We start from the raw sequence: 23,104 nt of genomic DNA, 5'->3' as shown, positions 1-23,104 counted from the left end.
TGCCACGACCGCGAACGCCGCTGCCCGCGCTCTTACCACGCAAAGGCTTGGAAGTAAGGTCTCCGTTTATTCGGACTGGCTGGATATGATCGGCATCCTCACCCCGCAGGGCCGTGCAGGCAGTTCCCGCACGCCCCCGTTCAGGCCCGTCCCCCTCTCCGCCGCTCCCGAGGACCGATGTCTGCGATGGCACCCGAAGGACCACCGAGCCCGCCGCCCGTCCGGCGCCGCCGCACCGTACGCCTGCGCACGCTGCTGGTCTGCATGGCCGTCGTACCGACCGTGGCGATGGGTGCCCAGGTCACCGTGACCGCCCAGCGGCTGCTGGCCCAGTCGGAGCACCTGCGCGCCGACGTGAAGGCCGGCCAGCGGACCGGAATGCCGCTGGTCAGGCTGATGACCGAGCTGCAGGCCGAGCGCGCGGTGACGGCGGCGCGCTGGGCGGGCTCTTCCGTGGCCGATGACGCCCTGCGGGAGAGGCGGGCCGCGACGGACCGGGCCGCGGCGGAGCTGCGACGGCTCTCGGGCGGCGCCGGCGAGGACGCGGCGCAGCGGTCCGGGCCGGGCGAGGAGCACCTCGCCACCGTGACCGGGCGGCTCGACCTCCTGACCTCGTACCGCAAACGCGTAGACGCCCACAACGGCAGTGCCGAGCAGGCGGTCGGCTATTACACCGGTGTGATCGACGACATCATCCGCGCCTACCAGGAGGAATTCAGCCACGCCGAGGACGCCGAACTCGCCCAGGAGAGCAGGCCCGCCGTCGCCCTGTTCTCCGCCACCGAGATGGTCGCGCGCGAGGACAGCGCCCTCGCGCTGGCCGGCCCCTCCCGTGAGCTGGCGGCCACCGGCTTCTCCGACTTCCTCAACGCCGTCGGCACCCACCGGTACCTGTACGACACCTGGATCGTGCCGTACCTCCCGCCCGCCGAACTCGCCTCGTTCAACCAGCTCACCGCCTCAGAGGCCTGGCAGACCAAGCTCCGCGTCGAGAACGCGGTCATCGCCAACCACAAGGACACCGCGACCGGCGCGAAGCTGCCCGCCGACGTCGGCGACTGGCCCGCCGCACACCACGCGTTCGCACCGCGGCTGGCCGAACTCAACACGGACCGGGCCCGGAGCGTGCTCGCCCGCGCCGACGCGAAGGCCTCCGCGCTGGAGACCGAGGTCTACTGGCTGGTCGGTGCCAGCGGCACCACCCTGCTGCTCGTCACCGCGGTCGTCGTCCTCACCACGCGGTCCGTCCTGCGGCGCCTCAGCCGTCTGCACACCCGTACGGTCGCCATCGCCGAGGAGACGCTGCCCGATGTGGTGGCCCGGCTCCAGCGCGGAGAAGCCGTCGGCACGCAGGCGCTGCCGGCGGTGCGCGGGCGCGAGGACGAGGTCGGGCAGATCGCCGACGCCTTCGCCCGGGTGGTCGCCGTGTCGGTCGACGGACACCGGCAACTCGCCGCCGAACGCCATGGCTTCGGACTGTTCGCCTCCGGCATCGCCGCGCGCGCCGGGAACCTCGTCAGCAGGCAGCTGAGCCTGACCGAGGACATCCAGGACACCTTCGGCCACGACGAGGCGCTCCTGGCCCAGTTGATGCGGTCCGACCAGCTGACGGTGGGGATGCGGCGCCAGATCGAGAACCTGCTCATCCTCGCCGGCGGCGAGGTCCCCGACCCGCACACCGAGCCCATGCGCGTCGCCGACCTGCTGCGCGAGGCCGCCGCGGAGGTGGAGGACTTCCGTCGGATCGAACGGCAGGCGCTGGACGAGGCGAGCGTGCGGCCGCACGCGATCAGCCAGATCAGCCACCTGCTGGCGGAGCTCCTGGACAACGCGACCAGGTTCTCGCCGCCGCGGTCGAAGGTGGTGGTCCGCGCCGAACTCGTGGCGGACGGACTCTCCGTCGAGATCGAGGACCGCGGGCCACGCGTCTCGCCGGCCGGTTACGAGGCCATGAACGAGCGCCTGCACTCGGCACCGCCGTACTCCGTCCTCGCCGAGAACGCGCACCGGCTCGGCCTCTTCGTCGTCGGCCACCTGGCCGACCAGCTCCAGGCCCGGGTCACGCTGCGGCGCTCGGTGTACGGGGGGACCGCGGCCGTGGTGATCCTGCCGAGCGCTCTGCTGGCGCCCACCGCCCAGGGGGACGAGCGGCACGGGCACGCCCCCGCACCGGGGGAGCCCGCACCGCTGCCCGAGCGGCACCCCGCGCCGGCCGCCGTGCCCGCCCCCGTGCGCCTCCCGGTGCGCGAGCCCGCGCCGGACGCCGGCGCCCCGCCGGCCCCGGCTCCGGTGCCCGTACCCCCGCGGCCCGCCCGCTCCGCAGGGCCGGCCGACGCCCGGCCCGCCCTGCCCGAGCGCGTCCCGCAGACCCATCTCACCCGGCAGCTCCGAGGGCCCCGCGCCCCGGAGCCCGACGCCGGCCGGGACACGGCGACACCCGAAGAGGTGGCCGACGCCTGGGCGGACTACGAAGAGGGGACCAGGAAAGTGGAAGCAGAGCTCGGAGCGGATCAGCCATGACGACGACAGCCAGTGAGATGATCTACGGCATCCTGGACAACAACCTGAGCAGGATCGCCGGCATCGAAGGAGCCGTGCTCCTCTCCAACGACGGGATCAAGCTCAGCGCCTACCTGCTGGACCGGGACCGGGCCGAGCGCATCGCGGCCGCGTCCTCCGGCATAGCCGCCACCATGAAGGCGATATCCAGGGAGATCGACGGCGGCCGGGTCATCCGGCAGCTGGTGGAGATGGACGACCGGTACCTCTGCGTCGTCGGATGCGGAGAAGGCAGCACGCTCATCGTGGTGACCTCCCGCAAGGCACGGCTCGGAGAACTGGGCGGCGAGGCCGTACGGACCGCCCAGGCGCTCGGCGAGTGGCTGGGAACCCCCGAGCGCACGTCCCCGCCGACCGCGTAATGCCCGAGGAGCCGCAGCGCCGAAGACCCCGCCGGACACGGCTGTACGCGCTGACCGACGGCCGCACGTACGCCGCCCCGCAGACCGCCCTCACCATGGACACCACCATCGTGGCGGCGGTCGCGGCGGACGACGCCCACACCGGACTGGCCACCGAATGGCGGGCCGTCCTCACCATGTGCGCGCGGCCGGGCGGACTGGCGGTCGCCGAGATCGCCGCCCGCATGCACATGCGCCTCACCCCGATGACGCTCCTCCTGGGCGAGCTCGTGGACCGCGGGCTGGTCCACCATCGGCCGCCGCTGGAGGGCGCCGAAACCACCAACGTCCACCTGCTCATGAAAATCAGGGACAACCTTGCCCGGATATGACACTCCCGACGCTTTCGCCACCCCAGGGGCGTCCCCCGTCAAGATCCTCATCGCCGGTGGATTCGGAGTCGGCAAGACGACCCTGGTCGAATCGGTCTCCGAGATCGAGCCGCTGCGTACGGAGGAACGCCTCACGAGCGCGGGAGTCGGCGTGGACGACCTCGAGGGCATCGAGTCCAAAACACTGACCACCGTCGCGATGGACTTCGGCCGGATCACCCTCGCCGACGCCGGAGTCGTCCTCTACCTGTTCGGCACGCCCGGCCAGGAGCGGTTCTGGTTCATGTGGGACGACCTGCTCCACGGGGCCCTCGGGGCACTCGTGCTCGTCGACACCCGGCGCCTGGACCGGGGCTTCCCGGCGATCGACTTCTTCGAGAGCCGGGGGCTGCCGTTCGTCGTCGGCGCGAACTGCTTCCACGGCGAACAGCCGTACACCCCCGCGGAGATCGCCGCCGCACTGCACCTGAGGGACCCCGCCACCCCCGTCCTCCTGCTGGACGCCCGGTCCCGCAGGGAGGCCCGCGACTCGCTGCTCGCCCTGCTCGACGTGGTCATCTCCCGGGCGGCGGCCCCGGCCGCCACCTGACGGGGCACCGGGCGGCGGCGGGCGACGCGGCGAGCCGTGCGCACGCCGGATCCCGGTCGGCCGGGGCGCCGCCGTCCTCCAGCAGCACCTGCAACGCGCACTCGGCGGCCCGGTGCCGCAGGAACACCTGCGCGCGGGTGCCGGCCGCCAGGTCCCGGGCCGCGGCCGCCCCCGCGCGCAGCGCGTCGTCCTGTTTCCGGCTCCACCCGTGCGCGGTGCGCCGTACGATGCCGTCCCACGCGGTGTGGCGGGCCATCCAGAACCAGCCGGTCCCCGCGCGGCAACGACCCCAGACCACCGTGTCGAGGCCGGCGTCCGCCCCGTCCTGCCCGTGCGCCTGCGGCTCCCACGTCACGTGCGTCCCCTCGATATCGGCCCGGTCCGGTCCGCAGGCTAGGTCAGGGCGGCAGGTGCCAGGGAGCCCGGGTTTCGGCCAACATGAGCGGACTTCGACGCCCTGCTGCGCGGCGCCCACTCCGCCGCGCCGGCCCACCCCCACCCCGGCCGGCCCCGCGGCTGACGGGCACCCCTGTACCCGCGTCGGCACCCCGCACCGGGGTACACGGGCCTGCACGGCAGGAGCGGGTCACGGAGGAGGGAGCGGTCCATGGACGTACGCGCAAGGCTCGCCGCGTTGCGCCGGCCGAAGCGGAGGCAGCGACCGGAACGGGCGGAGCACAGGGCCGAACGGGCCGAACAGGTGGAGCGGGTGGAGCGGGCGGCGGGGGCGGGGGAGACCGTTCCCCCGCTCCGGCCCCCCGCCCGCCCGGTGTTACGGGCCCTCGCGATGCTGGCCGCCTTCGCCGGGACCGTCCTGTTCAGCCTGGCCCTGGCGCACATCACCCTGGAGCCCTCGGCGGCCTCGGCCGGGATCGCGCACAGCAACACCCGCCCGGGCGCCTCGATCGGCCCGTACCTCGACGGCGCGTCCTTCAGGGAGGCCGCCGAGCAGCTCGGCGGGAACGTCCTGCTGGGCGTTCCCTTCGGGGTGCTGCTCCCGGTGCTCCTTCCCCAGGCGCGCGGGCTGCTGAGGGTGGCGGCGGTGACGGCCGTCGTGATGACCCTCGTGGAACTCATCCAGGGCGCCCTGGTCACCGGCCGCGCCTTCGACGTGGACGACCTCCTCCTCAACACCGCGGGCGCACTGCTGGGTTATCTCCTCCTGGGCCGCCGGATGGGCCGGGCCGTACACCCGCGCCGCCACCACTGGTGGCACCGCCTGACCCGCCGCCGGGCCGCCCCCGCCCCGGCCCCCGGTTCCGCGCCGCACCCCGGCCGGCGTGACGACCGCGGTTGACGCCGGCCCTACGCCGGCGGCGGGGCCTGCTCGGCCAGCGCCGCGAGCAGTCCCCGCAGCGCCGGCGCGGGCGGGCCTTCCGGGACCGCCAGCCAGGTGGTCACCCCGGGCCCCGCGAGGGGCCGCACCGTGACCCCGGGGAAGTCGGGCAGGCCGGTCACCTCGTAGAACACCGTCCAGGAGGGCTCGGCGGCCGAGGCGATGGAGGCAAGGGTCTCGGGCAGCGTGGTGAAGCGGGGCCCCGGCGCAGGCCGCTGGATCCCGGCCGCCCGCAGCATCCCGGTGACCAGGTCGTGGAACGGCGGGTTCGCCGGCCGCTCCACCAGCCGCAGCGGTAGTCCCGCCAGGTCGCCCAGGTCCAGGACACGGCGGGCGGCCAGCGGGTCCCCGGCCGGCAGGGCCGCGTACAACGGGTCCCGCCAGGCCTCCAGCAGGGTGATGCCGGGAGGGGCGGCCGGCTCACCGCGTACGAACGCGGCGTCGAGTTCGCCGTCGCGCAGGCACCGCAGCCGTTCCGCCGCCGGGAGGTGGCGCAGGGCGACGCGGAAGGAGCCCGTGCCGTCCGCGAGGCGGTGGAGCAACCGGTTGGTGCGCTCGCCCGGGCCGCGTACGGCACCCAGCCGCAACAGGCCGGCGGTTCCGTCGGCGATGCGGGCGGCCAGTGCCCGCGTACGGCCGGCCGCCTCGAGCACGGCCCGGGCCTGAGGCAGCAGGGCCTCGCCCGCACCCGTCAGGACGGTGCGCCGCGCGCCCCGGTCGAAGAGCACCACCCCGAGCTGCCGTTCCAGGCGTGCCACCTGCGTGCTGACGGCGGACTGGACGATGCCCAGGCTGTCGGCGGCCCGGCCGAAGCCGCCCGTCTCGGCCACCGCGACGAAGTACCCCAGTTGTCGCAGTTCCACCTTCACCCCCGGCGTGACGCCCGCTGCTCCGCGGCCATCCCGATCCGAGATGGCCGTGATCGTCAACCGGCTCTGGTCCGCCGCTTGTTCCCGCGGTCGAATGGGGCGACCACCCCACCCGTCCTGTTCGAGGAGGAGCGACCGTGAACCCGTTCGTCGTACGGCCCGAGGAGGCCGAGCACATCGCACTGCCCGGCGGGGGCGGCTTCCGGTTGCTCGCCGACGCCTCCGACACCGGGGGCGCCCTGGGCGTCAACCGGCTGACCCTGCCCGCCGGAGCCGAGGGCGCCGGCCCCCATCACCACAGCCGCTCGACGGAGGTGTTCTTCGTCATGGGCGGCGCCGCGCGTTTCCTGCTGGACGGCGCCGACGCCGAACGCGCCGAGACCGTGCCGGAGGGCAGCCTCGTGGTGGTCCCGCCCGGCACCGTGCACGCCTTCGGCGCCGCCCCGGGGCAGGGGGCGGAGCTGCTGGTGCTCCTGACGCCGGGCACCGACCGCTTCGGCTACTTCCGGGCGCTGGGGCGGGTGCGGCGGGGTGAGGAGCCCTTCGAGGTGCTGCTGGACGGGCAGGACCAGTACGACGTGCACTTCGCCGCCGCTCGGCACGACCGACAGGCCGGAACACCCGCGGGGTGACCAGGGAGCCGCCCGGGGCCGTTCCCCGCCGCCGGGCCGAACTCGTCGCCCCGGACAGGGGTTTGGGCCCGGGAATCGGGGACACACGCGTCCGTGACGGCGGCACGTCTCGCCAGACCGGCGACCACCGCGGCTGGCGACCGCAGGCGGCCCCCCTCCCGGGGCCGCCGCCTGCGGGCCGCCGAGACGGCACCGCTCCGTCGTCCCGCCGCAGGCACGGCCCGCGGCCGCGTCCATGCCTCCCCGCGGACCCGGCCCGGCCCAAGCCCCCGGCGCCCACTGGCCCCCCAGCGGTCCCCGGGCCCGTCGGCGGGACGACGACCGTCCCTCACCCCGCCTTCCCGCCCCCCCCGGCCCGTCAGCGGTGGAGCCGCCTCGTCCAGTCCGGAGGGAGACGGTCGGCCGGACCGGGGACCGGCTGGGTCGGCGGGTGTTCCGTCGGCGGGGCCAGCGCGGGCCCGCCCTCGTACAGGGAGTCCGTGGCGAAGTTCCAGAACCAGTCCTCGCCCGGTTCGAAGCTCTGCACCAGGGGATGGCCGGTGGCCTTCCAGTGGGCCGTGGCGTGCTGCGCAGGCGAGGAGTCGCAGCAGCCGATGTGCCCGCACTGGGCGCAGCGGCGCAGATGGAACCACCAGCCGTCCACCGCCTGGCATTCGACGCAGCCGGTGCCGGAGGGCGGGACGGCAGGGTCGATTCCGTCGATCCCGGTCATGCGGTCTCCTCGGGGGTGTCGGGTGCGGTCAGCGGCAGCAGCACCTGGAAACGGGTGTCGCCGGGGACGGATTCGACCTGGCGATCCGGTGACCGGAGCCGTAGCGGCGGCGCAGGCCACGCGCGACGGCACGGGAGGCGCCCGGGTCGTCGTCCACGGTCAGGATGACGGGCCGCGCGGTCTCGACGGGCTGCGCCATACGGTCTCCACCCCGAGCGCTCCGGGAGGCGGCACGGCGAGCCGCCGTACGCGCCGGTTCCAGCCCATCGTATGTTCGACCGGCCGGGACCGCTCCAGGACGGCCCGCCCCGGCAGCCCCGGCACCTCGCGCGGACGGTGCGTCCCGGCACACGGGGTAGGCGGCGGGGTGCAGCCGGCGTACGGGAGTGTCGCCGCCGTCCCCGTCGAACCGCCCCGGGAGGGATCATGACCGAACACGCGGACGTCCCCGGCGCCGGCGCGGACATGACCGGATCCGGCCCGCTGGTCGTGTACGCGAACCTCGTGTCGGACCTAGCCGTCGACCCGGCCGAACGGGAGGTGTTGCGTGCCTGGGCGGAGCAGGCGCCGCGCGAGGTGTGGACCCTGCGCGAGGGCGACGTACTGCTGTCCCCCGTACCGGTCGCGGAGGAGTTCCTCCGTTACGCCTGTGACCTGACGGCCGTGCCCCGCGGATCGGTGACGGTGCTCACCGAGGCCCGGACGCGGGCCGAAGACGCCGCCGCGGTGCGCGCGGCGGCCGGCGGGCGGCCGGTGGAAGGGGTCCTTCCCACCGCGCTGGACGGCTCGGCGGTGGCCCTCGCGCGTGCCCTGGGGGTGCCCGTCGCCCCGTACGCCGGCATCGAGGCGGCCGAGGCCGCGCTGGAGGTGACGGCCCTGCTCAACACCAAGGCCGGTTTCCGCCGGGCGGCGCGGGACCTCGGCATGCGGCTGCCGGACGGCCGGGTGTGCCGCCGGGACGGCGTGGCCGGAGCCGTGGCCGGGCTGCTGCGCTCGCACGGGCGGGTCGTCGTCAAACCGGACCGGTCCGCCGGAGGCCACGGCCTGCTCTTCCTCCCGGCCCCCGCCGGGACCTGGACGGCCGCCGACCTCGCCGCGGTCGGCGGGGAGCAGGGGCTGTGGGTGGTCGAGGAGCGGATCGACGTCGCGCGGTCGGTGAGCATCCAGATGGAGACGGGCGCGCACGGGTCACGCCCGGTGTTCAGCGGCGAGATGCGCACGGCGGCCGGTTCGTTCACGGGCTACGTCTCACCACTGCCCGCCTCCGTCCCTCCCGCGGTGCGGCCCGCGCTGGAGGCATGGGGCCGGGCACTCGGCGACCGTCTCGCGCGGCACGGATACGCGGGCCCCTTCAGCCTGGACGCCATGGTGTCCGCCGACGGTGAACTCTTCGCCGGGGAGAGCAACGTCCGCCGTACCGCCACCACCACCCCGCACGTCATGGCGACCCGCCTCGCCCGCCTGGCCGGGACCGGAGCACCGGCCTGGGCGACGGGCACCGTCCGCGCGAGCCGTCCGTACGGCTTCGCCGAGGCCCTGGACCGGCTCCGATCCCACCGTCTCGCCTACGACCCGGAGCAGGCCGGGGGAGTCGTGCTCTATGCGGGCGCGCCGAAGGACGGCCTCCGCTGGCGGTACGCGGTGATCGCCGAGGGCCACGGCCGGCTGGCCCGGTACGAGGAGGACCTGCACGCGGCATGGTGACCGCCCGCCCGGAAGCCCGTCACCGCTGTGCCCGGGAGCCCGTCACCACGGCCGGGGCAAGGACGCGAGCCCGTCGAAGAACCCGGCCAGCGCCCGGACCCCCAGCTCGAGCGCCCGCACCTCGACCCGCTCGTCCGGGCCGTGCCAGTGGTCCCCGGGCAGCCCCGTCCCGAAGAAGAGCACCGGAGCGTCACAGGCGCGCGACAGCTGCGCGGCGGGGGCGGCGCCGCCGTTGCCGATCCGCCGCGCCGGGGAGCCGTACGCACCGCCCACCGCCCGCAGGAGCGCCCCGAGCGCGGGATGGTCCTCAGGTGTGGCGTAGGGGTCGGAGATGGTCGGGGAGATGTCGAGACCGTAGTGGAAGTCCGGCTGCCGGTTCCCGTCCAGCCAGGTACGCAGCTGCCCCGCCACCTCCTCGGCCCGCTGGCCGGGGACCAGCCGGAGCAGGACGTCGGCAGCGGCCTCCGCCGGGATCAGCCCGAGCGAGGGGACACCGCCCCCGCCGGTCGTGAGGCGGGCGACCTCCACCGAGGGCCGCGTCCACAGGCGCCGCGGCACCCCGAACCCGGCCTCGCCGTCGGCCCGGAACGTGCCCGTCTCGGCGAGCCAGTCGGACAGGCGGAAGGGCAGGGTGTCCAGCGAGGCGCGCAGGGCCGGTCCGGGATCCGACACGGCGTCGTAGAACCCGGGCAGCCCGACGCGGCCGCGGCCGTCGCGGAGCAGGTCCAGCAGCCTGCACAGTTCGAAGACCGGGTTCGCGGCCGCGCCGGAGAAGGCGCCGCTGTGGAGGTCCCGCCGGGCGCCCCGGACGGTGAGGGAGGCGGTGACGGAGCCGCGGACCAGGGTGCAGACGGCCGGCTCGTCGAGCGACCAGAGCATGGTGTCGGAGACCATGACCACATCGGCGGCGAGGTCGCCGGCGTGCTCGGACAGCAGCTGGGCCAGGTGCCCGGAGCCGGTCTCCTCCTCCCCTTCGACCAGGTACTTCACGGTCACGGCAGGTGCCGGCCGTTGAGCCAGGTGGGCGCGCAGGGCCCACAGGTGGCACATGACCTGGCCCTTGGCGTCGGAGGCGCCGCGCCCGTACAGCCGGCCCGCACGGAGCAGGGGGGTGAACGGCGCGGTCACCCGCCACTCGGACGGATCGGCGGGGTGAACGTCGTGGTGGCTGTAGACCAGCAGCACCGGGGCGCCGGGATCCGCCGCAGGCCAACACCCGTACACGGCCGGCAGCCCGTCGGTCTCCCACACCTCCGCCCGGGGCCAGCCCGCCCCGTGCAGCGCGTCCACCAGCCAGCGGGCGGAAAGGCGTACCCGGGCCGCGCGGTCGGGCTCCGAGGAGACCGACTCGACGGCGACCCACTCCGCCAGGGCCGCGAGGGCCTCCGGCCCCGGTACTGGCCCCGGCCCTCGCAGGTCACGGCTCATGACCGACGCCTGCCCCGCCCGCCGCCGCGCAACCTCCCGCGGTTCGCCGGGGCGGTGCCGGCGGCCGTGCGTGTCCGGCGGGCCTGGCGGGTGGTTTCCTGCGAGGATCGAGGGGCTGGGGTCAAGGTGGTCGCTGCGAAGCGGTCGCTCCTGTGGCCCTGCCCGCTGTGCCCCCGGTCGGCATCCCCCCCGCCGGCCGGGGCCCGCCCCGGCCAGCCCACCCCCCCCCGGCTGGTCGGGGCCCTTGCGTACGGGGCTTGCGGACCGTGCCGCCTGTCCCGACCGCCGCACGGCCGTACGGGACATCACGCGCGGCCGGCCCGCCCGTCACGGGCACGGCCACCGAGGGCGGCGCGGCCGTCGGTGTTCCGGAGCGTTCAGGTGTGGAGGCGGCTGTTCGGGCCGTCGTGGCTGTCGGCCGTCTCGTCGTTGAACCAGTAGTCGCCGGCGGCGAGGTAGCGGAAGGAGTGCGTACTGTGGCGGGGGAGCGCGACGGTGGCGGCGCGGGTGCCGTCGCCACGGGGCTCGAGGGGGTGGGCGGCGGGGTTCCAGTGGTTGAAGTCGCCGACCACGCTGACCGGCCCGTCGGGAGTGTGGGCGGGGAGGACGAAGGTGACCTGGGTGCGGCCCTTGACCTGTTTGCGTTCGAGCACAGGAGTCTCCAGCGGCGAAGTGAGGGGGAATGCGCCCGTGCATCCTCGCCCCGACGCCCACCGGGAGTGCGCGGACAGGGCCGCCGACGGTGTCGACGTCACCCGGGCAGTCGCCTGCCGGTGCGGCGCCGGCGGGGCACCCCCGGCCGTCACGGCGCGAGCGGCCTCCGCCCTCCGTGAGGCGGCCGGTCCGTGGCCCTTCCCGACGGGCTGACCGGTCCTGGCGGCCGTCAGGTGTTCAGACGCCGCGTCGCCTGTTGCTGTGGCTGCGCAGCCGGCGGGTGTGGTCCTTGACGGCTTCGACGCGCCGGGCGAGATCGCCGTGTGCGCCGTGCAGATCGTCCTGGGTGGCGGACAGCGGTTCCACCAGGCGGGCCGCGTCATGGTGTGCGAGGGCCTTGTTGAGCTCGTCGATCCTGCCGTGCGAGCCGGCGGGCAGGTCGGTCAGCCCGATGATCTGCCCGGCCAGCTGCCGCAGCGTGCTCGCGTTCTCCCGTGCCCAGGTGGTGACGGTGCGGTCGGCGGCGCGCCGGTCGCGGACGGCCTGGACGCGCTGGTCCCCGGTGGTGTCGGCGGCCCCGGGGCGAAGCCGCAGGTAGCGGCGTTCGGCTGCCTGCCTGCTGGCCACGCCGAGCGGGCCGGCGAGGTCGGCCCAGCTGGCGCCGGCCGCCCGGGCGGTCTCGATCAGCACGCTTTCCCATCCGGCGAGCTCCTCGCGCGTCTCGCGCAGGAGCCGGAGGGAGTCCAGGGCGCGCCCCGGGCCGTCCGCCGGGTCGAGGGCGCCGTCGGCCTCGGAGGTGTGCACCTCGTGGATCGCCGTCCGGATGGCTTCCAAAGCGCTCGCGGCGGCCCAGAAGGAGGCCGGAGCCGGCCTTCGGGGGGCGGGCGGGCTGGCCTGGGCGTCTTCACCAGAGGGGGACATGGAGCACTCCAGCCTGTTGTCGTCCATCGGATGACACTGTTGTTGTCATCGTTCCGATGACATGCTACAACAGGGGGAGATGGAAGCGCATTGGCAGTTCCTGCCTGAACCGACTGGAGGTGTTTCGCGATGTTGATGCGCACTGACCCGTTCCGCGAGATGGATCGGATCGTCCAGCAGCTGTCGGGTACGTCCGGGACCTGGTCGAAGCCGTCCGTGATGCCGATGGACGCCTACCGCGAAGGCGAGGAGTACGTCATCGCCTTCGACCTCCCCGGCGTGAGCCCCGATGCGATCGACATCGACGTCGAGCGGAACATGCTGACCGTGAAGGCCGAGCGCCGGCCCGCCGTGAAGTCGGACGACGTACAGATGGAGCTGTCCGAGCGGCCCCTGGGCGTCTTCTCCCGGCAGATCGTGCTCGCCGACACCCTCGACACCGAGCACATCGCCGCCGACTACGACGCGGGTGTCCTGACCCTGCGCATCCCGATCGCCGAGCGCGCCAAGCCCCGCAAGATCAGCATCAAGGCGGACGGCGGCCGCAAGCAGATCAGCGGCTGACCCCCCAGGACGCTCCCTGCCCGACCGGCAGGCACCGGCCGTCCCCCGGAGCCGGCGAAGGACGGGACCATCCTTCCCTCCCCCTCGGCACCCGTCCTTCGCCCCCTCCCACCCCCGGATCCACAGACCGTTTCCGTGGAGGTCCCAGGCGATGACCCTGCGATGGGACGCGTTCCTCGACCACGTCCAGGAACGCGGTGAATACAACACCCGCCAGGAGGCGGACCGAGCGGCCCGCGTGGTACTGGCCCTGCTCGGCGCCCACCTCCTCGGGGCGGAACGCAGCGAACTCGCCGCGCGTCTGCCCGAGGCCTACGCCCTGATCCTGCTCAACCCGCTCCCCGCGGCGGAGCCCCTCAGCCCGGAACGCTTCGTCCGTGCCACGGCGGCATGGATCGAGGGCGCGTCCCAGGCCACCGCGACCTGGGACGTCTCCGCCGTCCTCAGCGTCGTCGCCGACGCCGCGGGCGAGGAGCTCACCCGACGCATCCTGTTCCAGCTCCCGGCCGGGTACGACACCCTCTTCGGCCGCCCGCAGCCCGCCTGACCGCGGGCCGCGCGGCCACCAGCCCACCCCGACCCGCACACGAGAAAGGCGTGACAACCGTGCTCGACCAGCCCGTACTCTCCTCGCAGACGCTCGGCACGACCTACGAGCAGATGCTGGAGCAGGTCCGATACGACGGCGCCTACCCCACCACGGAACGCGCCGCGGAAGCCGTACAGCGGGTCATGACAGCCCTCGGCCGGCAGCTCGCCGGGGAGGAACGCGATGACCTCGCGCGGTGTCTCCCGCTCGAGGCCGCGGTGGCCCTCCGCGCGCACCTCCCGCAGGCCGCCCCGCTCACGGGCTGGAACTTCGTCAAGGACCTCGCGACCCGGACCGGCCGCACCCCCGCCGTCGCCCGCTGGGAGACCGGCGCCGTCCTGACCGTCGTGGCCCGCCTCGCCGGCCCCACCCTCCTGAACCGCCTCATCGACCGCCTGCCGGAGGGATGGGCCCTCCTCTTCGGCCAGGCCGAACTCCGCCGCAGCCAGGCGGCCTGACGAACGGCCGGCCGGTACGGTCCCGGTGGCGACGGACGGACACGTACTCCCGGACACAGCACCGACTGCACGAAGGCGGCGAGGTGAGCGCCATGGACCGCGGCTTCCGGGTCACCGTGCGACGCTACGGACCCACCGTGCACCTGACCCTGGCGGGCGAGCTCGACATGGACACCTGGCCCGCCCTCCAGGAGACGGTCGCCGGCCTGGAGGACGACACGCCGGCCGTCGTCGCCTGCGACATGCGCGGCCTCGACTTCCTCGACATCACGGGCCTGCACGGCCTCCTCGAGCTCGCCGGCCGTCTCCACGACCACGGAATCGCGTTCTTCGCCTACGACTGGCAGCACCAGCCCCGCCTCCTCCTCGACCTCGCCGACGGGCTCCTCCCCTCCACCGGCCGCACCGCGGTCACCGGCGCCGCACCGACACGGCTGCTACGCCGGACCCTCGGGAACACCGCGACCTCCCACCGCACGGCCGGCGCCGAAGCGGCCCGCCCCGACCCGGGCCCGGGCAGCGCCACCCCGGCGCCCGGCAGGGCTGACTAGTCTGGGCCACTGTGAACCGAAGACGGCAGAAGAAACTGTCAAGGCAACTCGTCGAAGCTTCGATGTTCGGGCGGACCGCCCGGGTCGGAGCACTCCTGCGGGCCGGCGCCGACCCGGAGACGGCCAATGCGGAGGGCACTACTCCTTTGTACGCGGCGTCCGTTCACGGGTCTCTCGACACCGTCCGCCACCTCCTGGCGGCCGGTGCCTCCCCGAACACCGAAAGCGGACGCGGCGCCGAGGGGACCCCCTTGTGCGCCGCCGCGTGCTGGGGCCACACCGACACGGTGCGCGAACTGCTCGCCCAGGGCGCCGACCCGAACCTTCGGGAGGACCACGGCACGGGCCGTACCCCACTCGGCTGGGCGCTGACGGGACCGTACCAGGAGACGGTCGACGTACTCCTCGCCGCAGGAGCCCACCCGCACGCAGCGGCTCAACGCCCGTAAGGGGTGACGGCGCGGGAGCCTGCTACGGTCTTCCCGGCACGCGGGACGCGCGCCAACACAGACCGGTAACAGGGAGGTTGATGAATATGGCCGTCGACGGCCTTTCTCGGCATGCCCTTTTCCGGACCGTGCGCCGACGCGACGCGGTCCGGTCGTTCCGAACGACCTGGAGACAACCGTGCGTCACGCACCTTCGAACGACCTCACCGATCTGACCACCGAGCGGCTGGTGCTCCGCGGCTGGACGCCCGAGACCGTCGCCGCCGTCCTCACCGGCGCCGGCGCCGGCGCGGAGGCTCAGGCCGGCTCCCGGCCGGCCGACTGGGCCGAGGACTTCCCCGCCGACGGCGACCGCGTCATCGCGGGGCTCCTGGGCGACCACCCCGACTGGCTCGGCACGTACGGCCACCGGCTGATCGCCGAACGGCACAGTGGCCTCGTGGTGGGCTCGATCGGCCTGTTCTGGCCGCCGGACGAGGGCGTCCTGGAGCTCGGGTACGGCGTGGTCCCCTCCCGCCGGGGACGGGGCTACGCCACCGAAGCCACCCGGGCGCTCGCCGTGCACGCCCTGGCCGCGCCCGGCGTGCACACGGTGGCTGCCTCCGTGGAACCGTCGAACCCGGCCTCCGTCCGCGTCCTGGAGAAGGCCGGCTTCGAACGGTACGAGACCGCGCGCGCCGAGGACGGTGGCGAGCAGGCCCGCTACCGGATGACCTCGACGCCGGAGCACCGTCAGCGGTGAGCCGTGGGGTCCGGCGGCGGTCCAGGCAGACCGCCGCCGGCCCCCTCAGGGGCCCGGCGGTGACATCACGGGTGGGCGGTGCGGCGGCCCTCGGAGGCATCGTGCATGATCAGGGGCCTTTGCACCGTTCCCGAGGGGGATTCCGATGAGACGCTCCGCACCCGTACCCGCCGCCCTGGCCGCCCTGCTCGCACTCGCCGCCACGGCCGGCTGCGGCGGGCAGGCCGCGAAGCCGAGCGCCGGAGCGCCGGCGAAACCCGCTGCCGGCCCCGCGACGAGCAGCCCGACGGCCCCCGTCACGGCACCCCCGCTCTCGGCGGAGGAGGCACGGGGCGTGGTCAAGGACCTCACCCTGAAGGTCGAGGCCGACAACTTCGACGCCGAGTACTGGAAGGGCGTCACCGAGGGCCCGCTGCTGGAGCAGCAGCTCGCCGTCGTGGAGACCGGCAAGAAGTACGGCACCGACCGGGGGCCGCGACCCGCCGACGCTCCGAAGACGGACCCCGCGGTGCACACGTGGACCACTGGCAAGGACGACGGCAGCGACCGGTGGATCCTGGGCGCCCACGAGGTCCAGGGCCACACCGTCGGCGACGCCGGGAAGAAGGCCGTGCTGCGCTGGTCGCTGTTCCACCAGCAACGGGCCGGCGCGCCCTGGCTCGCGGCGTTCGTCGCCCGCGCTCCCGAGCCGACGGACCTTCCCCCGATAGCCGTCGGGCCCGATGGCCGGGCGGTCACCGGCGGGGACACGACGGGTCTCGGCGCCGACCCCTCGAAGGTCTGCGGGCTGTACGGCGACTACTTGCACACCGACGCCGGTACGGGCGGCGTGAAGTGGAGCCAGGACGTCACCGAGCGGAAGACGGCCTCCGCCGAAGGGCTGGAGGGCCTGCGCAAGTCGCTCGGGAAGGGCGCCAAGGCCGACTTCGGCATCGACGTCAACCGCACCCCGCACGGCCCCGTCTGGCGCACGACGGACGGCGGGGCGCTCGTGGCCTGCACCGCCGTCAGCAAGGTGTACACGGAGCTGGGCCCGGGGCGGTCGACGACCTTCAGCAGCAGCGGCTGGGCCGGTACGACGGGGATCCCCTGGGCCTCGTACACCCAGCGGATCATGGCCCTGACCGTGCTGAAGGTGTCGGCGGGCGCCTCGGGCGAGGTGTCCGTCGCGGCCGAGTCGAACCTGCCGTACTCCTTCGAGGGCACGAAGTACACCGGCTGACCGGCGGCTGCCGGGCGCTCCCTGCTCGAGCAACTGAGAGTACGGGGACGCGATGCCGCCGGCCCTCGACGCGAGCGGCACGGGGTCGCCACGGCCTCCGGGAGCCACTCGGGCAGCGTCCCCCGCTTCGCTGGCTTGCCGCGGCCCCGCCGTCCGGTGATCGTTTCGCGCGGCGGCGTGCAGGCCTTCGACGAGCTCCTCCCGGGCTTCGCCGACAGCGTCGTCGTCCAGGGCGGCCGACTGGTCCGCATCATGGGTGACATGGTCTCCCGGGCCCCGAACGAGGTCTGGTTCCGCCGCTTCGAGGGCAGCCGCCACCGCAACCTGGTGGGCTCGCGCGACCTCCTCGACCACGCCCTGCGCGAGCGCGTCCTCGGCGACCCGCGCATCACCCTCCACGAGGACTCCGCCGTCGAGTGCCTCGAAGGCGGACCGGACCGAGTCACCGGTATCCGCGTGCGGACCGGCACCGGGACGCGGACCCTCCACGCCGGCCTCGTCATCGATGCCTCGGGGGCGCGGGTCGCGCGCCCCCGAGTGGCTGGAGGCCCTCGGCCTGCGAAGCCGGCGTGTGCGGTTCTTGGGGCCGAGGAACATCGGTACCAGCATCTCGCGGGAGAACAGCCGCGTCGCGGGCCTCTCGAGGCTGATGACGTCCAGGAGGGCGCCGAGGGTCCGGGGCTGCGCGCGCCGGTCTCGACGGCCCCAGGGTCCGCCCCTGACGCAGGCCGAACGGAAGGCCATCACCGGGACGGCAGCCGACCCCGTCCGGTGATCCGTACGCGTCCGGTCAGCGCTGGAGCGCCGCCAACTCACTGCCACGGCTGTGGCAGTTGCGCCGGAGGGCGTGGATGCTCTGCCACGACTGTGGCAGGATGACGGTCGCAGCTGCCGCTGCTGTGGCCTGCATCCCGGTGGCGCCGGGATCATCCGTCCTGTGTGATCTCGGGAGACCGACCCGTGACAGAAGCATCCTCCGTACCGCCGGCGGCCTCGGCCGGGGGTGCCGCCCGGCCGAGTCCGTACGAGCGCCACGGCGTCGACGGCATCGTGTCGCGCGCGGTCCCGCTGCCCGGTCAGGGGCGCGCCAAGCCGCTCCGGTCGCTCGACGCCCACGGGGACACCCGATGAGCAGCATGTACTACTACATACCCGCCCTCCTCTTCCTGGTCTCCTTCGCGATGAGGGTGCCGGGACTCGTACGGCACTGGCGGGAGCCCCTGGTCCGTTCCGTGGCCGCGGTGCTCGCCTTGGGCGCCGTCGTCTTCCTGTTAGCCGCTCCGCCGACGGTCTCCGAGGTGAACCGGCTCACCGGCGTCGCCAACTTCTCGGCCCCGCTCGTCCACGCCGTCGTCACGGCCGGGAGCGCCAGCATCATCAACCTGATGCTGACCTGGCGGGGAGGACCGGAGGACCGGCGCCTGACGGCGACCCGCTGGTGTGCCGGGGCGTACGCGGTGGTCATCGTGCTGCTGCTCACGCTGTTCGCGCTCGGGGACGCTCCCGACGAACGCCCGCGGGACTTCGACACGTACTACGCCACCAGCCCCTACCTCCGGGAGATGATCCTCCTCTACGTGCTGGGGCACGCGGTGGCGACCGTCGTCCTGTCGGCCCTGTGCCTGCGCTGGGCCCGCGAGGTGGCCGGTCTGCTGCGCGCGGGGCTCCTCCTCATCGTCGCCGGAGGGGTGCTGAACCTGGGCTACGCCGCGTTCAAGCTCCTTGCCGTCGGTGCCCGGTGGACGGGCCACGACTGGGACGCCGCCAGTACGACGGCGGCTCCCTCCCTGGCCGCCCTGGCCTCGCTGCTCCAGTGCGTCGGCTTCGCCCTGCCGGCCGCCGGCCAGGGCCTGTTGGAGTGGTGGCACCGGCGGTCGCGGTACAGGCGGCTCGGGCCGCTGTGGGAGACCATGCGCGCGGTGATCCCGTACGAACTGGTACCCCTGCCCCGGTGGTCGTCGCTGAGCAGGCGTCACCTGCGGCGGACCTGCGACATCCGCGACGGCCTGCGGCTGCTGTCCCCCTACCTCGAACACGGCACGGGTCCGGCGGCCGAGCGTGCCCTCGCGGCGAGCCCCGGCGCGCTGAAGCCGGAGGCGGCCCGGCACGCGGCGCTGGTCATCGCGGCGTTCGATTCCCTGCGGACCGAGCCCGGCGACGGCGGCGGAAGCGTCGAAACCCTGATCGACAGTGACGACGGACTCGTGCGCCTCTCCGACGCGGTCCGGGTCATGGGCGTGCTCTCGGGAGTGGCGAAGGAACAGGTCCCCTCGCCGGTGGCGGGGCCGGGCCTGCGCTGAAGCGGGCCCGTCATCGTCGCTTTCCTGCCACGGCTGTGGCAGGTTGGCCGGAGACTCGTGGCCGTGCAGCCACGGTTGTGGCAGGCTCGGAGTCGTAGCCGCCACCGCCGTGGCCCTGCCTCCCGGTGGCGCCGGGATGACTCGTCCTGCGTGACTTCGGGGAGACCAACCGGTGACAGAACCCACTGCCCTGCCACCCACGGCCGCCGCGCGACTGGCCTCCGTCATCGAGCGGGTCGCGGAACTGGGAGCCAAGCTCGGCCGCGGCCGTGACGAGGTCCTGGACCCCGGGCGGCTGAGCCACGCCTCCGGGGTACCCCTCGACGTGGTCCGGGAACTCCTCGCCGGGAGAGAGGCGGGGGAGCCGGACATCCACGAGCGCTTCCGCCAGCGGCTGGACCTGCTCCACTCGACGTACCTCAAGGAGAACGGCCGCAAGTACTCGCACGGCGAGATCGCCCGGGCGAGCGGCATCTCCCGCCAGCAGGTGCAGGCGCTGTTCGGCGGCGACCGCCGGCCGACCATGGACCACTGCGCCCGGCTGGAGAGGTTCTTCCAGAGGCCGGCCGGCTTCCTCCAGTCCGAGGACGCCGACGCCCTCCACTGCGCCCTGACCGCGATCGAGAAGACGCTGCTCCACGAGTACAGCGAACGGAACGTTCCCGCGGCAGCCGCCGCCGGCGCCGGCGGTCCGAGCCTCTACGCCCGGCACGGCGTCGACGGCATCGCCCTGCGCGCGGCCCTGCTGCCCGACCAGGGGCGTACGAAGCTGCTCCAGTGGCTGGACGCCTACATGGACGAGTACGCGTCCGAGCAAAGGCCGGACGAGGCCGGGAACCCGCCCTGAGAGCCCCTGCCCGGGGTTGATCCCCCGGCAACGACTCAAGGAATCCGGAGGGGCGGCGGCCCGCGGAACGCCCGTACCGTCGAGCGCGGTCCGTGCGGGCGCGCCGATGGAGTGGATCCTGCCGGGGCGCACGCGTTCTTGCCCCTGGGCAGAGCAGGGGCAGAGGAGAGATTCGTGTTCAAGCAGCGGGAGATACGGCAGTCGGTCGGAGCCCTCGTGGACGCCCTCGGCCACCTGCAGGCGCCCGTGCCGGCTGAAGTGATATGCCGAGCGCTCTGCGACGCCATGGGGCAGCGCCGGGGCCGGAAGATCGAATTCCGAATGACCTCCTTCCCTCCGGGTACCGCCAGCGGACTCGCGCTGAACCTCGGCGCGCAGGACCTCGTCATCGTGGAGCGCAGGAGTGTTCCCGCGCACCAGATCATCATCGCCGGACACGAACTGCGCCACCTCGAGCTCGGCCACTGCCACGGCCAAGTCACCGAGAGCTCCGCCGCCGGCCGTCCCCTGCGCCTCGGCACGGACTTACAACGGATCGTCGAGTCCGTCCTCGCGGCCGCCGGACGCCGGAGGACATTGCCGGCGGACCAGAACGACGCCGCCGCCAAGAAGCACACCAGGCAGGAGCAGGCCGCCGAACGCTACGGGCTCGAACTGGCCCACGCCGTCCAGCACCTCCTGAAGGACGCGCCTCCGCACCCGCTGGACCGGAGCACGACCTCCGGCCGGATCGAGGCCGCCCTCAGCCACGACGGCGCACGGGGCTGACGTGACCGATCCGAGCTTCCACCTGCTCGCGGCGCTGGGTGCCGCGGTCATCCTGCTCAGGCGCCGCGGCCTGCGGCGCGTTCCGCGCGACCCCCTCTTCCGGGCCGTGGAGGTCTTCCTGCTGAGTGCCATCGGCGTCTTCGTGTTCGGCGCGACTCCCATGCTCGCGAAGGTCGACGCCTTCACGGGCATCCCGAATCCGGCGGCCCCCTTCGTCTACTCGCTGTTGATGGCGTGCTCGGCGTCCGGCATCGTGCTGGTCATCCACTGGAGAGGGGGCCCGCCCGCGCGCGTCCGGCGGGCCACGCACTGGTGCATCGGGTCCTACGGGGCGGTGATCGTCGCCCTGTGCGTCCTGTTCGCACTGGGTGAGGCACCTGTCGAACGGCTGCGGGACCTGGACACCCATTACGCCGATACCCCCTACATCCGCGAAATGATCGTGCTCCACCTGGTGGCCCACGCCACCGCCGCGGTCGTCATGGCGTCCCTGCGCTGGCGCTGGCAACGCCAGGTGTCGGGGGAGCTGCGCGTGGGTCCGACGCTCATGGTGACGGGATACGTCCCCCCGCTCGGCTACAACGTGAGCGAGTTCGCGGCCGCGGGCGCCCACTGGGCCGGCCCCGACTGGGACGTCCTCAGCACCGAGACGGCGAAGCCGTTCGTCTCCGCGGCCTCCCCCTTCATCATCTGCGGCTTCGGGGTCCACCTGGTCGTGCAGCGGGTGAAGGGTCCCTGGCGGGACTGGACCCGGTACCGGCAGCTGGGACCGCTGTCGCGCCTGGTCGGTGCGGTGACCCCGGCCGCCCCGCTGATGGGGATGCCCCTCCTTTCATCGCCGGGGGTACGTTGCCTGCAGCGCGAATCCCGGATCCACGACGGACTGCTCACCCTCAACCCCTACTTCGACCCGGCCCTGCGGGCCCGCGCCCTCGCCGAAGCACTCGCCAGGGGTGCCGCGCCCGCCGATGCCTCCGCGGCCGCGGTGGAGGCGCTGCGCGCCGACTCCGCGCACAGCGTGGTCACCTCCTCGCGAGTCCTCCAGGACGGGCCCGGGGAGCAGCACGACCTCGTACGGATCTCCCAGTCGCTGCTCCGGCGTCCCCGCCGGGACTTCGGGCATGCCGGGTGCCGCTGCCGTGAGGAAGCCGGCATGACGCCCCCGCGCGGTGTCCGGACCGGCGGGGAGACCTCATGACCAATGTGTTCTTCTACCTCGTCGTCGGCGTCCTGTCCGTCGCCTTCGCGCTGAGGGTGCCCCGACTCCTCAGGCACTGGCGTGACCCTCTCGTCCGTTCGGTGTCCTTGCTCCTGCCCCTGGGCGCAGCCGTGTTCTTCTTCGCCGCTCCACCGACCATCTCCCAGGTCAACACGCTGACCGGCATCGCCAACTTCTCGGCTCCCCTGGTGTACTGCATCGTCACCGTCGCGAGCGCCGCCCTCATCCACCTGACCATCACCTGGCGCGGGGGACCGGAGGACCGCCGCCAGGCCGCCACGCGCTGGTGCGTCGGCGCGTACGCGGTGGTCTGCGCCGGACAGCTCACCCTGTTCGCCCTGGGTGACGCACCAGACGAACGCCTCCGGGACTTCGACACCTACTACGCCACCACCCCCTACCTCCGCGAGATGATCGTCCTCAGCCTCTTGGCCTACGGGACGGCGATCGGCGTGCTGGGCCGCCTCTGCTGGCGCTGGTCGCGCGAGGTCACGGGCCTGCTCCGTGCCGGCCTGGTCCTCATCGTGACCGGCGCCGTGCTGGGTCTGGGATACGTGGCCTGCAAGCTCCTGGCGATCGGCGCCCGCTGGTCCGGTCACGACTGGGACGGCGTCAGTACCGCGCTCGCGCCCAACGTGTCCTTCGTGGCCTCGCTCTGCCAGTGCGTCGGGTTCGTCCTGCCCTCCGTGGGCCAAGGGCTGACGGGCTGGTGGCACCGGTGGTCGCAGTACCGGCGGCTCCGCCCGCTGTGGCTGACGATGCGCGAGGTGACCCCGTACGAACTGGTGCGCATTCCCTGGTGGTCCTCACTCGGCAGGCGTCACCTCCGCCGGACCTGCGACATCCGTGACGGACTCCGGCTGCTCTCGCCCTGTACCGACCGCGACGTGTGCCAGGGCGAACAGGGGCACACGACCCGTCCGGGCGCCGTGAAGCCGGAGGCCGCGCGCCACGTCTCGATGGTGACCACCGCGTTGAGGAGCATGCGCGGCACCCACCCCGACGATGCCGACGGGCACCTGGAGAGCATGCTCGCCGGTGACGACGACCAGCTCGTCCGCCTCTCCGAGGCGCTGCGCGTCCTGGCCGTTCCCCGCCCCGGGGCCGATCACGCGCCCGCTTCGCCGGCCGTCCCGCGAACCGCCGTACTCGGCGGACCGCACCCCGACAGCCCCCCGGCGCACGCCGGTCACGCCGAGAGCTGAGGCCGGCCACGCCGATCCTCCGGTCACCCGGCTTCCGTCCCTCCCGATGATCC

Annotated in this window: 27 protein-coding genes and 1 pseudogene; 20 read left to right on the top strand and 8 right to left on the bottom strand. The window is 73.9% G+C overall.

What is annotated here, in order from left to right; genetic code table 11:
* Positions 1–177: 177 nt before the first annotated feature.
* Genes ACZ4WZ_RS23420 through ACZ4WZ_RS23405 form a run of 4 tightly spaced genes read left to right on the top strand, consistent with a single transcriptional unit; the run spans position 178 to position 3,881 of the window.
* Positions 178–2,520, top strand: coding sequence for a sensor histidine kinase (locus ACZ4WZ_RS23420; protein ID WP_467893102.1), 2,343 nt, complete (start codon positions 178–180; stop codon positions 2,518–2,520).
* Positions 2,517–2,921: a roadblock/LC7 domain-containing protein gene (locus tag ACZ4WZ_RS23415; protein WP_388940587.1), complete on the top strand. Its 405-nt coding sequence runs from the start codon at positions 2,517–2,519 to the stop codon at positions 2,919–2,921. The genes ACZ4WZ_RS23420 and ACZ4WZ_RS23415 overlap by 4 nt, the downstream gene beginning before the upstream one ends.
* The gene (locus ACZ4WZ_RS23410) at positions 2,921–3,292 is read left to right on the top strand and encodes a DUF742 domain-containing protein (RefSeq protein ID WP_467893100.1); all 372 of its coding nucleotides are present in this window, start codon (positions 2,921–2,923) and stop codon (positions 3,290–3,292) included. The genes ACZ4WZ_RS23415 and ACZ4WZ_RS23410 overlap by 1 nt, the downstream gene beginning before the upstream one ends.
* Positions 3,279–3,881, top strand: coding sequence for a GTP-binding protein (locus tag ACZ4WZ_RS23405; RefSeq protein WP_467893098.1), 603 nt, complete (start codon positions 3,279–3,281; stop codon positions 3,879–3,881). The genes ACZ4WZ_RS23410 and ACZ4WZ_RS23405 overlap by 14 nt, the downstream gene beginning before the upstream one ends.
* On the opposite strand, the gene ACZ4WZ_RS23400 is transcribed toward ACZ4WZ_RS23405, so the two are convergent.
* The gene (locus ACZ4WZ_RS23400; RefSeq protein ID WP_467893096.1) at positions 3,847–4,236 is read right to left on the bottom strand and encodes a hypothetical protein; all 390 of its coding nucleotides are present in this window, start codon (positions 4,234–4,236) and stop codon (positions 3,847–3,849) included. The two genes, ACZ4WZ_RS23405 and ACZ4WZ_RS23400, sit on opposite strands and share 35 nt — an antisense overlap.
* Before the next feature lie 252 nt (positions 4,237–4,488).
* Between ACZ4WZ_RS23400 and ACZ4WZ_RS23395 the strand changes: the two genes are divergently transcribed.
* Positions 4,489–5,178 carry a VanZ family protein gene (locus ACZ4WZ_RS23395; protein ID WP_467893095.1) on the top strand — a complete coding sequence of 230 codons (690 nt, stop codon included), beginning with the start codon at positions 4,489–4,491 and terminating at the stop codon, positions 5,176–5,178.
* An 8-nt stretch (positions 5,179–5,186) separates the two neighbouring features.
* Here ACZ4WZ_RS23395 and ACZ4WZ_RS23390 read toward each other — a convergent pair whose 3' ends face one another.
* Positions 5,187–6,080, bottom strand: a complete 894-nt coding sequence (locus ACZ4WZ_RS23390; protein ID WP_467893093.1) for a LysR family transcriptional regulator — start codon at positions 6,078–6,080, stop codon at positions 5,187–5,189.
* Between the two features lie 143 nt (positions 6,081–6,223).
* Here ACZ4WZ_RS23390 and ACZ4WZ_RS23385 point away from each other — a divergent pair, with 143 nt between their 5' ends.
* Entirely contained in the window at positions 6,224–6,718 is a 495-nt protein-coding gene (locus tag ACZ4WZ_RS23385) for a cupin domain-containing protein (protein WP_467893092.1), read from the top strand.
* Positions 6,719–7,076: 358 nt separating this feature from the next.
* Here ACZ4WZ_RS23385 and ACZ4WZ_RS23380 read toward each other — a convergent pair whose 3' ends face one another.
* A complete protein-coding gene (locus tag ACZ4WZ_RS23380) occupies positions 7,077–7,430 on the bottom strand; it encodes a UBP-type zinc finger domain-containing protein (protein ID WP_467893091.1) in 354 nt (117 codons plus the stop codon).
* Positions 7,431–7,458: 28 nt separating this feature from the next.
* Entirely contained in the window at positions 7,459–7,629 is a 171-nt protein-coding gene (locus tag ACZ4WZ_RS23375) for a hypothetical protein (RefSeq protein ID WP_467893187.1), read from the bottom strand.
* Between the two features lie 227 nt (positions 7,630–7,856).
* Here ACZ4WZ_RS23375 and ACZ4WZ_RS23370 point away from each other — a divergent pair, with 227 nt between their 5' ends.
* The gene (locus ACZ4WZ_RS23370) at positions 7,857–9,134 is read left to right on the top strand and encodes a preATP grasp domain-containing protein (RefSeq protein ID WP_467893089.1); all 1,278 of its coding nucleotides are present in this window, start codon (positions 7,857–7,859) and stop codon (positions 9,132–9,134) included.
* 42 nt (positions 9,135–9,176) lie between these two features.
* Here the strand turns inward: ACZ4WZ_RS23370 and ACZ4WZ_RS23365 are convergent, their stop codons facing one another.
* From ACZ4WZ_RS23365 to ACZ4WZ_RS23355, 3 genes are all read right to left on the bottom strand, one after another.
* Positions 9,177–10,562 carry a M20/M25/M40 family metallo-hydrolase gene (locus tag ACZ4WZ_RS23365; RefSeq protein WP_467893087.1) on the bottom strand — a complete coding sequence of 462 codons (1,386 nt, stop codon included), beginning with the start codon at positions 10,560–10,562 and terminating at the stop codon, positions 9,177–9,179.
* Positions 10,563–10,939: 377 nt separating this feature from the next.
* A complete protein-coding gene (locus ACZ4WZ_RS23360; protein ID WP_467893085.1) occupies positions 10,940–11,215 on the bottom strand; it encodes an isoamylase early set domain-containing protein in 276 nt (91 codons plus the stop codon).
* A 238-nt stretch (positions 11,216–11,453) separates the two neighbouring features.
* Positions 11,454–12,164, bottom strand: coding sequence for a type III effector protein (locus ACZ4WZ_RS23355; RefSeq protein WP_467893083.1), 711 nt, complete (start codon positions 12,162–12,164; stop codon positions 11,454–11,456).
* Positions 12,165–12,266: 102 nt separating this feature from the next.
* Between ACZ4WZ_RS23355 and ACZ4WZ_RS23350 the strand changes: the two genes are divergently transcribed.
* From ACZ4WZ_RS23350 to ACZ4WZ_RS23320, 7 genes are all read left to right on the top strand, one after another.
* The gene (locus ACZ4WZ_RS23350; RefSeq protein WP_467893081.1) at positions 12,267–12,701 is read left to right on the top strand and encodes an Hsp20/alpha crystallin family protein; all 435 of its coding nucleotides are present in this window, start codon (positions 12,267–12,269) and stop codon (positions 12,699–12,701) included.
* A gap of 151 nt (positions 12,702–12,852) precedes the next feature.
* Entirely contained in the window at positions 12,853–13,248 is a 396-nt protein-coding gene (locus ACZ4WZ_RS23345; protein WP_467893079.1) for a DUF2267 domain-containing protein, read from the top strand.
* Positions 13,249–13,307: 59 nt separating this feature from the next.
* Complete coding sequence (locus ACZ4WZ_RS23340; protein WP_467893180.1) at positions 13,308–13,748, top strand: DUF2267 domain-containing protein; 441 nt, start codon at positions 13,308–13,310, stop codon at positions 13,746–13,748.
* 92 nt (positions 13,749–13,840) lie between these two features.
* Positions 13,841–14,299 (top strand): STAS domain-containing protein, encoded by a 459-nt coding sequence (locus ACZ4WZ_RS23335; RefSeq protein WP_467893178.1) that lies wholly within the window; start codon positions 13,841–13,843, stop codon positions 14,297–14,299.
* Positions 14,300–14,310: 11 nt separating this feature from the next.
* Positions 14,311–14,748: an ankyrin repeat domain-containing protein gene (locus tag ACZ4WZ_RS23330; RefSeq protein WP_467893077.1), complete on the top strand. Its 438-nt coding sequence runs from the start codon at positions 14,311–14,313 to the stop codon at positions 14,746–14,748.
* Positions 14,749–14,926: 178 nt separating this feature from the next.
* The gene (locus tag ACZ4WZ_RS23325; RefSeq protein ID WP_467893075.1) at positions 14,927–15,490 is read left to right on the top strand and encodes a GNAT family N-acetyltransferase; all 564 of its coding nucleotides are present in this window, start codon (positions 14,927–14,929) and stop codon (positions 15,488–15,490) included.
* 145 nt (positions 15,491–15,635) lie between these two features.
* Complete coding sequence (locus ACZ4WZ_RS23320; protein WP_467893073.1) at positions 15,636–16,712, top strand: DUF8094 domain-containing protein; 1,077 nt, start codon at positions 15,636–15,638, stop codon at positions 16,710–16,712.
* Positions 16,713–17,291: 579 nt separating this feature from the next.
* Here ACZ4WZ_RS23320 and ACZ4WZ_RS23315 read toward each other — a convergent pair.
* Positions 17,292–17,416 (bottom strand): annotated as a pseudogene (locus ACZ4WZ_RS23315) (pyridine nucleotide-disulfide oxidoreductase); the annotation flags it as partial.
* A 256-nt stretch (positions 17,417–17,672) separates the two neighbouring features.
* Between ACZ4WZ_RS23315 and ACZ4WZ_RS23310 the strand changes: the two are divergent.
* The 6 genes from ACZ4WZ_RS23310 (at position 17,673) to ACZ4WZ_RS23285 (ending at position 23,051) form a co-directional block, all read left to right on the top strand.
* Complete coding sequence (locus ACZ4WZ_RS23310) at positions 17,673–17,843, top strand: hypothetical protein (protein ID WP_467893071.1); 171 nt, start codon at positions 17,673–17,675, stop codon at positions 17,841–17,843.
* Positions 17,840–19,012 carry an MAB_1171c family putative transporter gene (locus ACZ4WZ_RS23305; protein WP_467893069.1) on the top strand — a complete coding sequence of 391 codons (1,173 nt, stop codon included), beginning with the start codon at positions 17,840–17,842 and terminating at the stop codon, positions 19,010–19,012. Before ACZ4WZ_RS23310 ends, ACZ4WZ_RS23305 begins: the two co-directional genes overlap by 4 nt.
* Before the next feature lie 172 nt (positions 19,013–19,184).
* Complete coding sequence (locus tag ACZ4WZ_RS23300) at positions 19,185–19,859, top strand: helix-turn-helix domain-containing protein (protein WP_467893067.1); 675 nt, start codon at positions 19,185–19,187, stop codon at positions 19,857–19,859.
* 174 nt (positions 19,860–20,033) lie between these two features.
* Positions 20,034–20,627: a toxin-antitoxin system, toxin component gene (locus ACZ4WZ_RS23295; protein ID WP_467893065.1), complete on the top strand. Its 594-nt coding sequence runs from the start codon at positions 20,034–20,036 to the stop codon at positions 20,625–20,627.
* A 1-nt stretch (position 20,628) separates the two neighbouring features.
* On the top strand, positions 20,629–21,825 hold the full coding sequence (locus ACZ4WZ_RS23290) for a DUF6545 domain-containing protein (RefSeq protein ID WP_467893063.1): 1,197 nt from the start codon (positions 20,629–20,631) through the stop codon (positions 21,823–21,825).
* Positions 21,822–23,051, top strand: coding sequence for an MAB_1171c family putative transporter (locus tag ACZ4WZ_RS23285; protein ID WP_467893062.1), 1,230 nt, complete (start codon positions 21,822–21,824; stop codon positions 23,049–23,051). The genes ACZ4WZ_RS23290 and ACZ4WZ_RS23285 overlap by 4 nt, the downstream gene beginning before the upstream one ends.
* The last annotated feature ends 53 nt before the right edge of the window (positions 23,052–23,104 follow it).

Source organism: Streptomyces sp. NPDC029122 (assembly GCF_055569445.1).
This window is presented reverse-complemented; position numbering and strand designations above follow the sequence as displayed.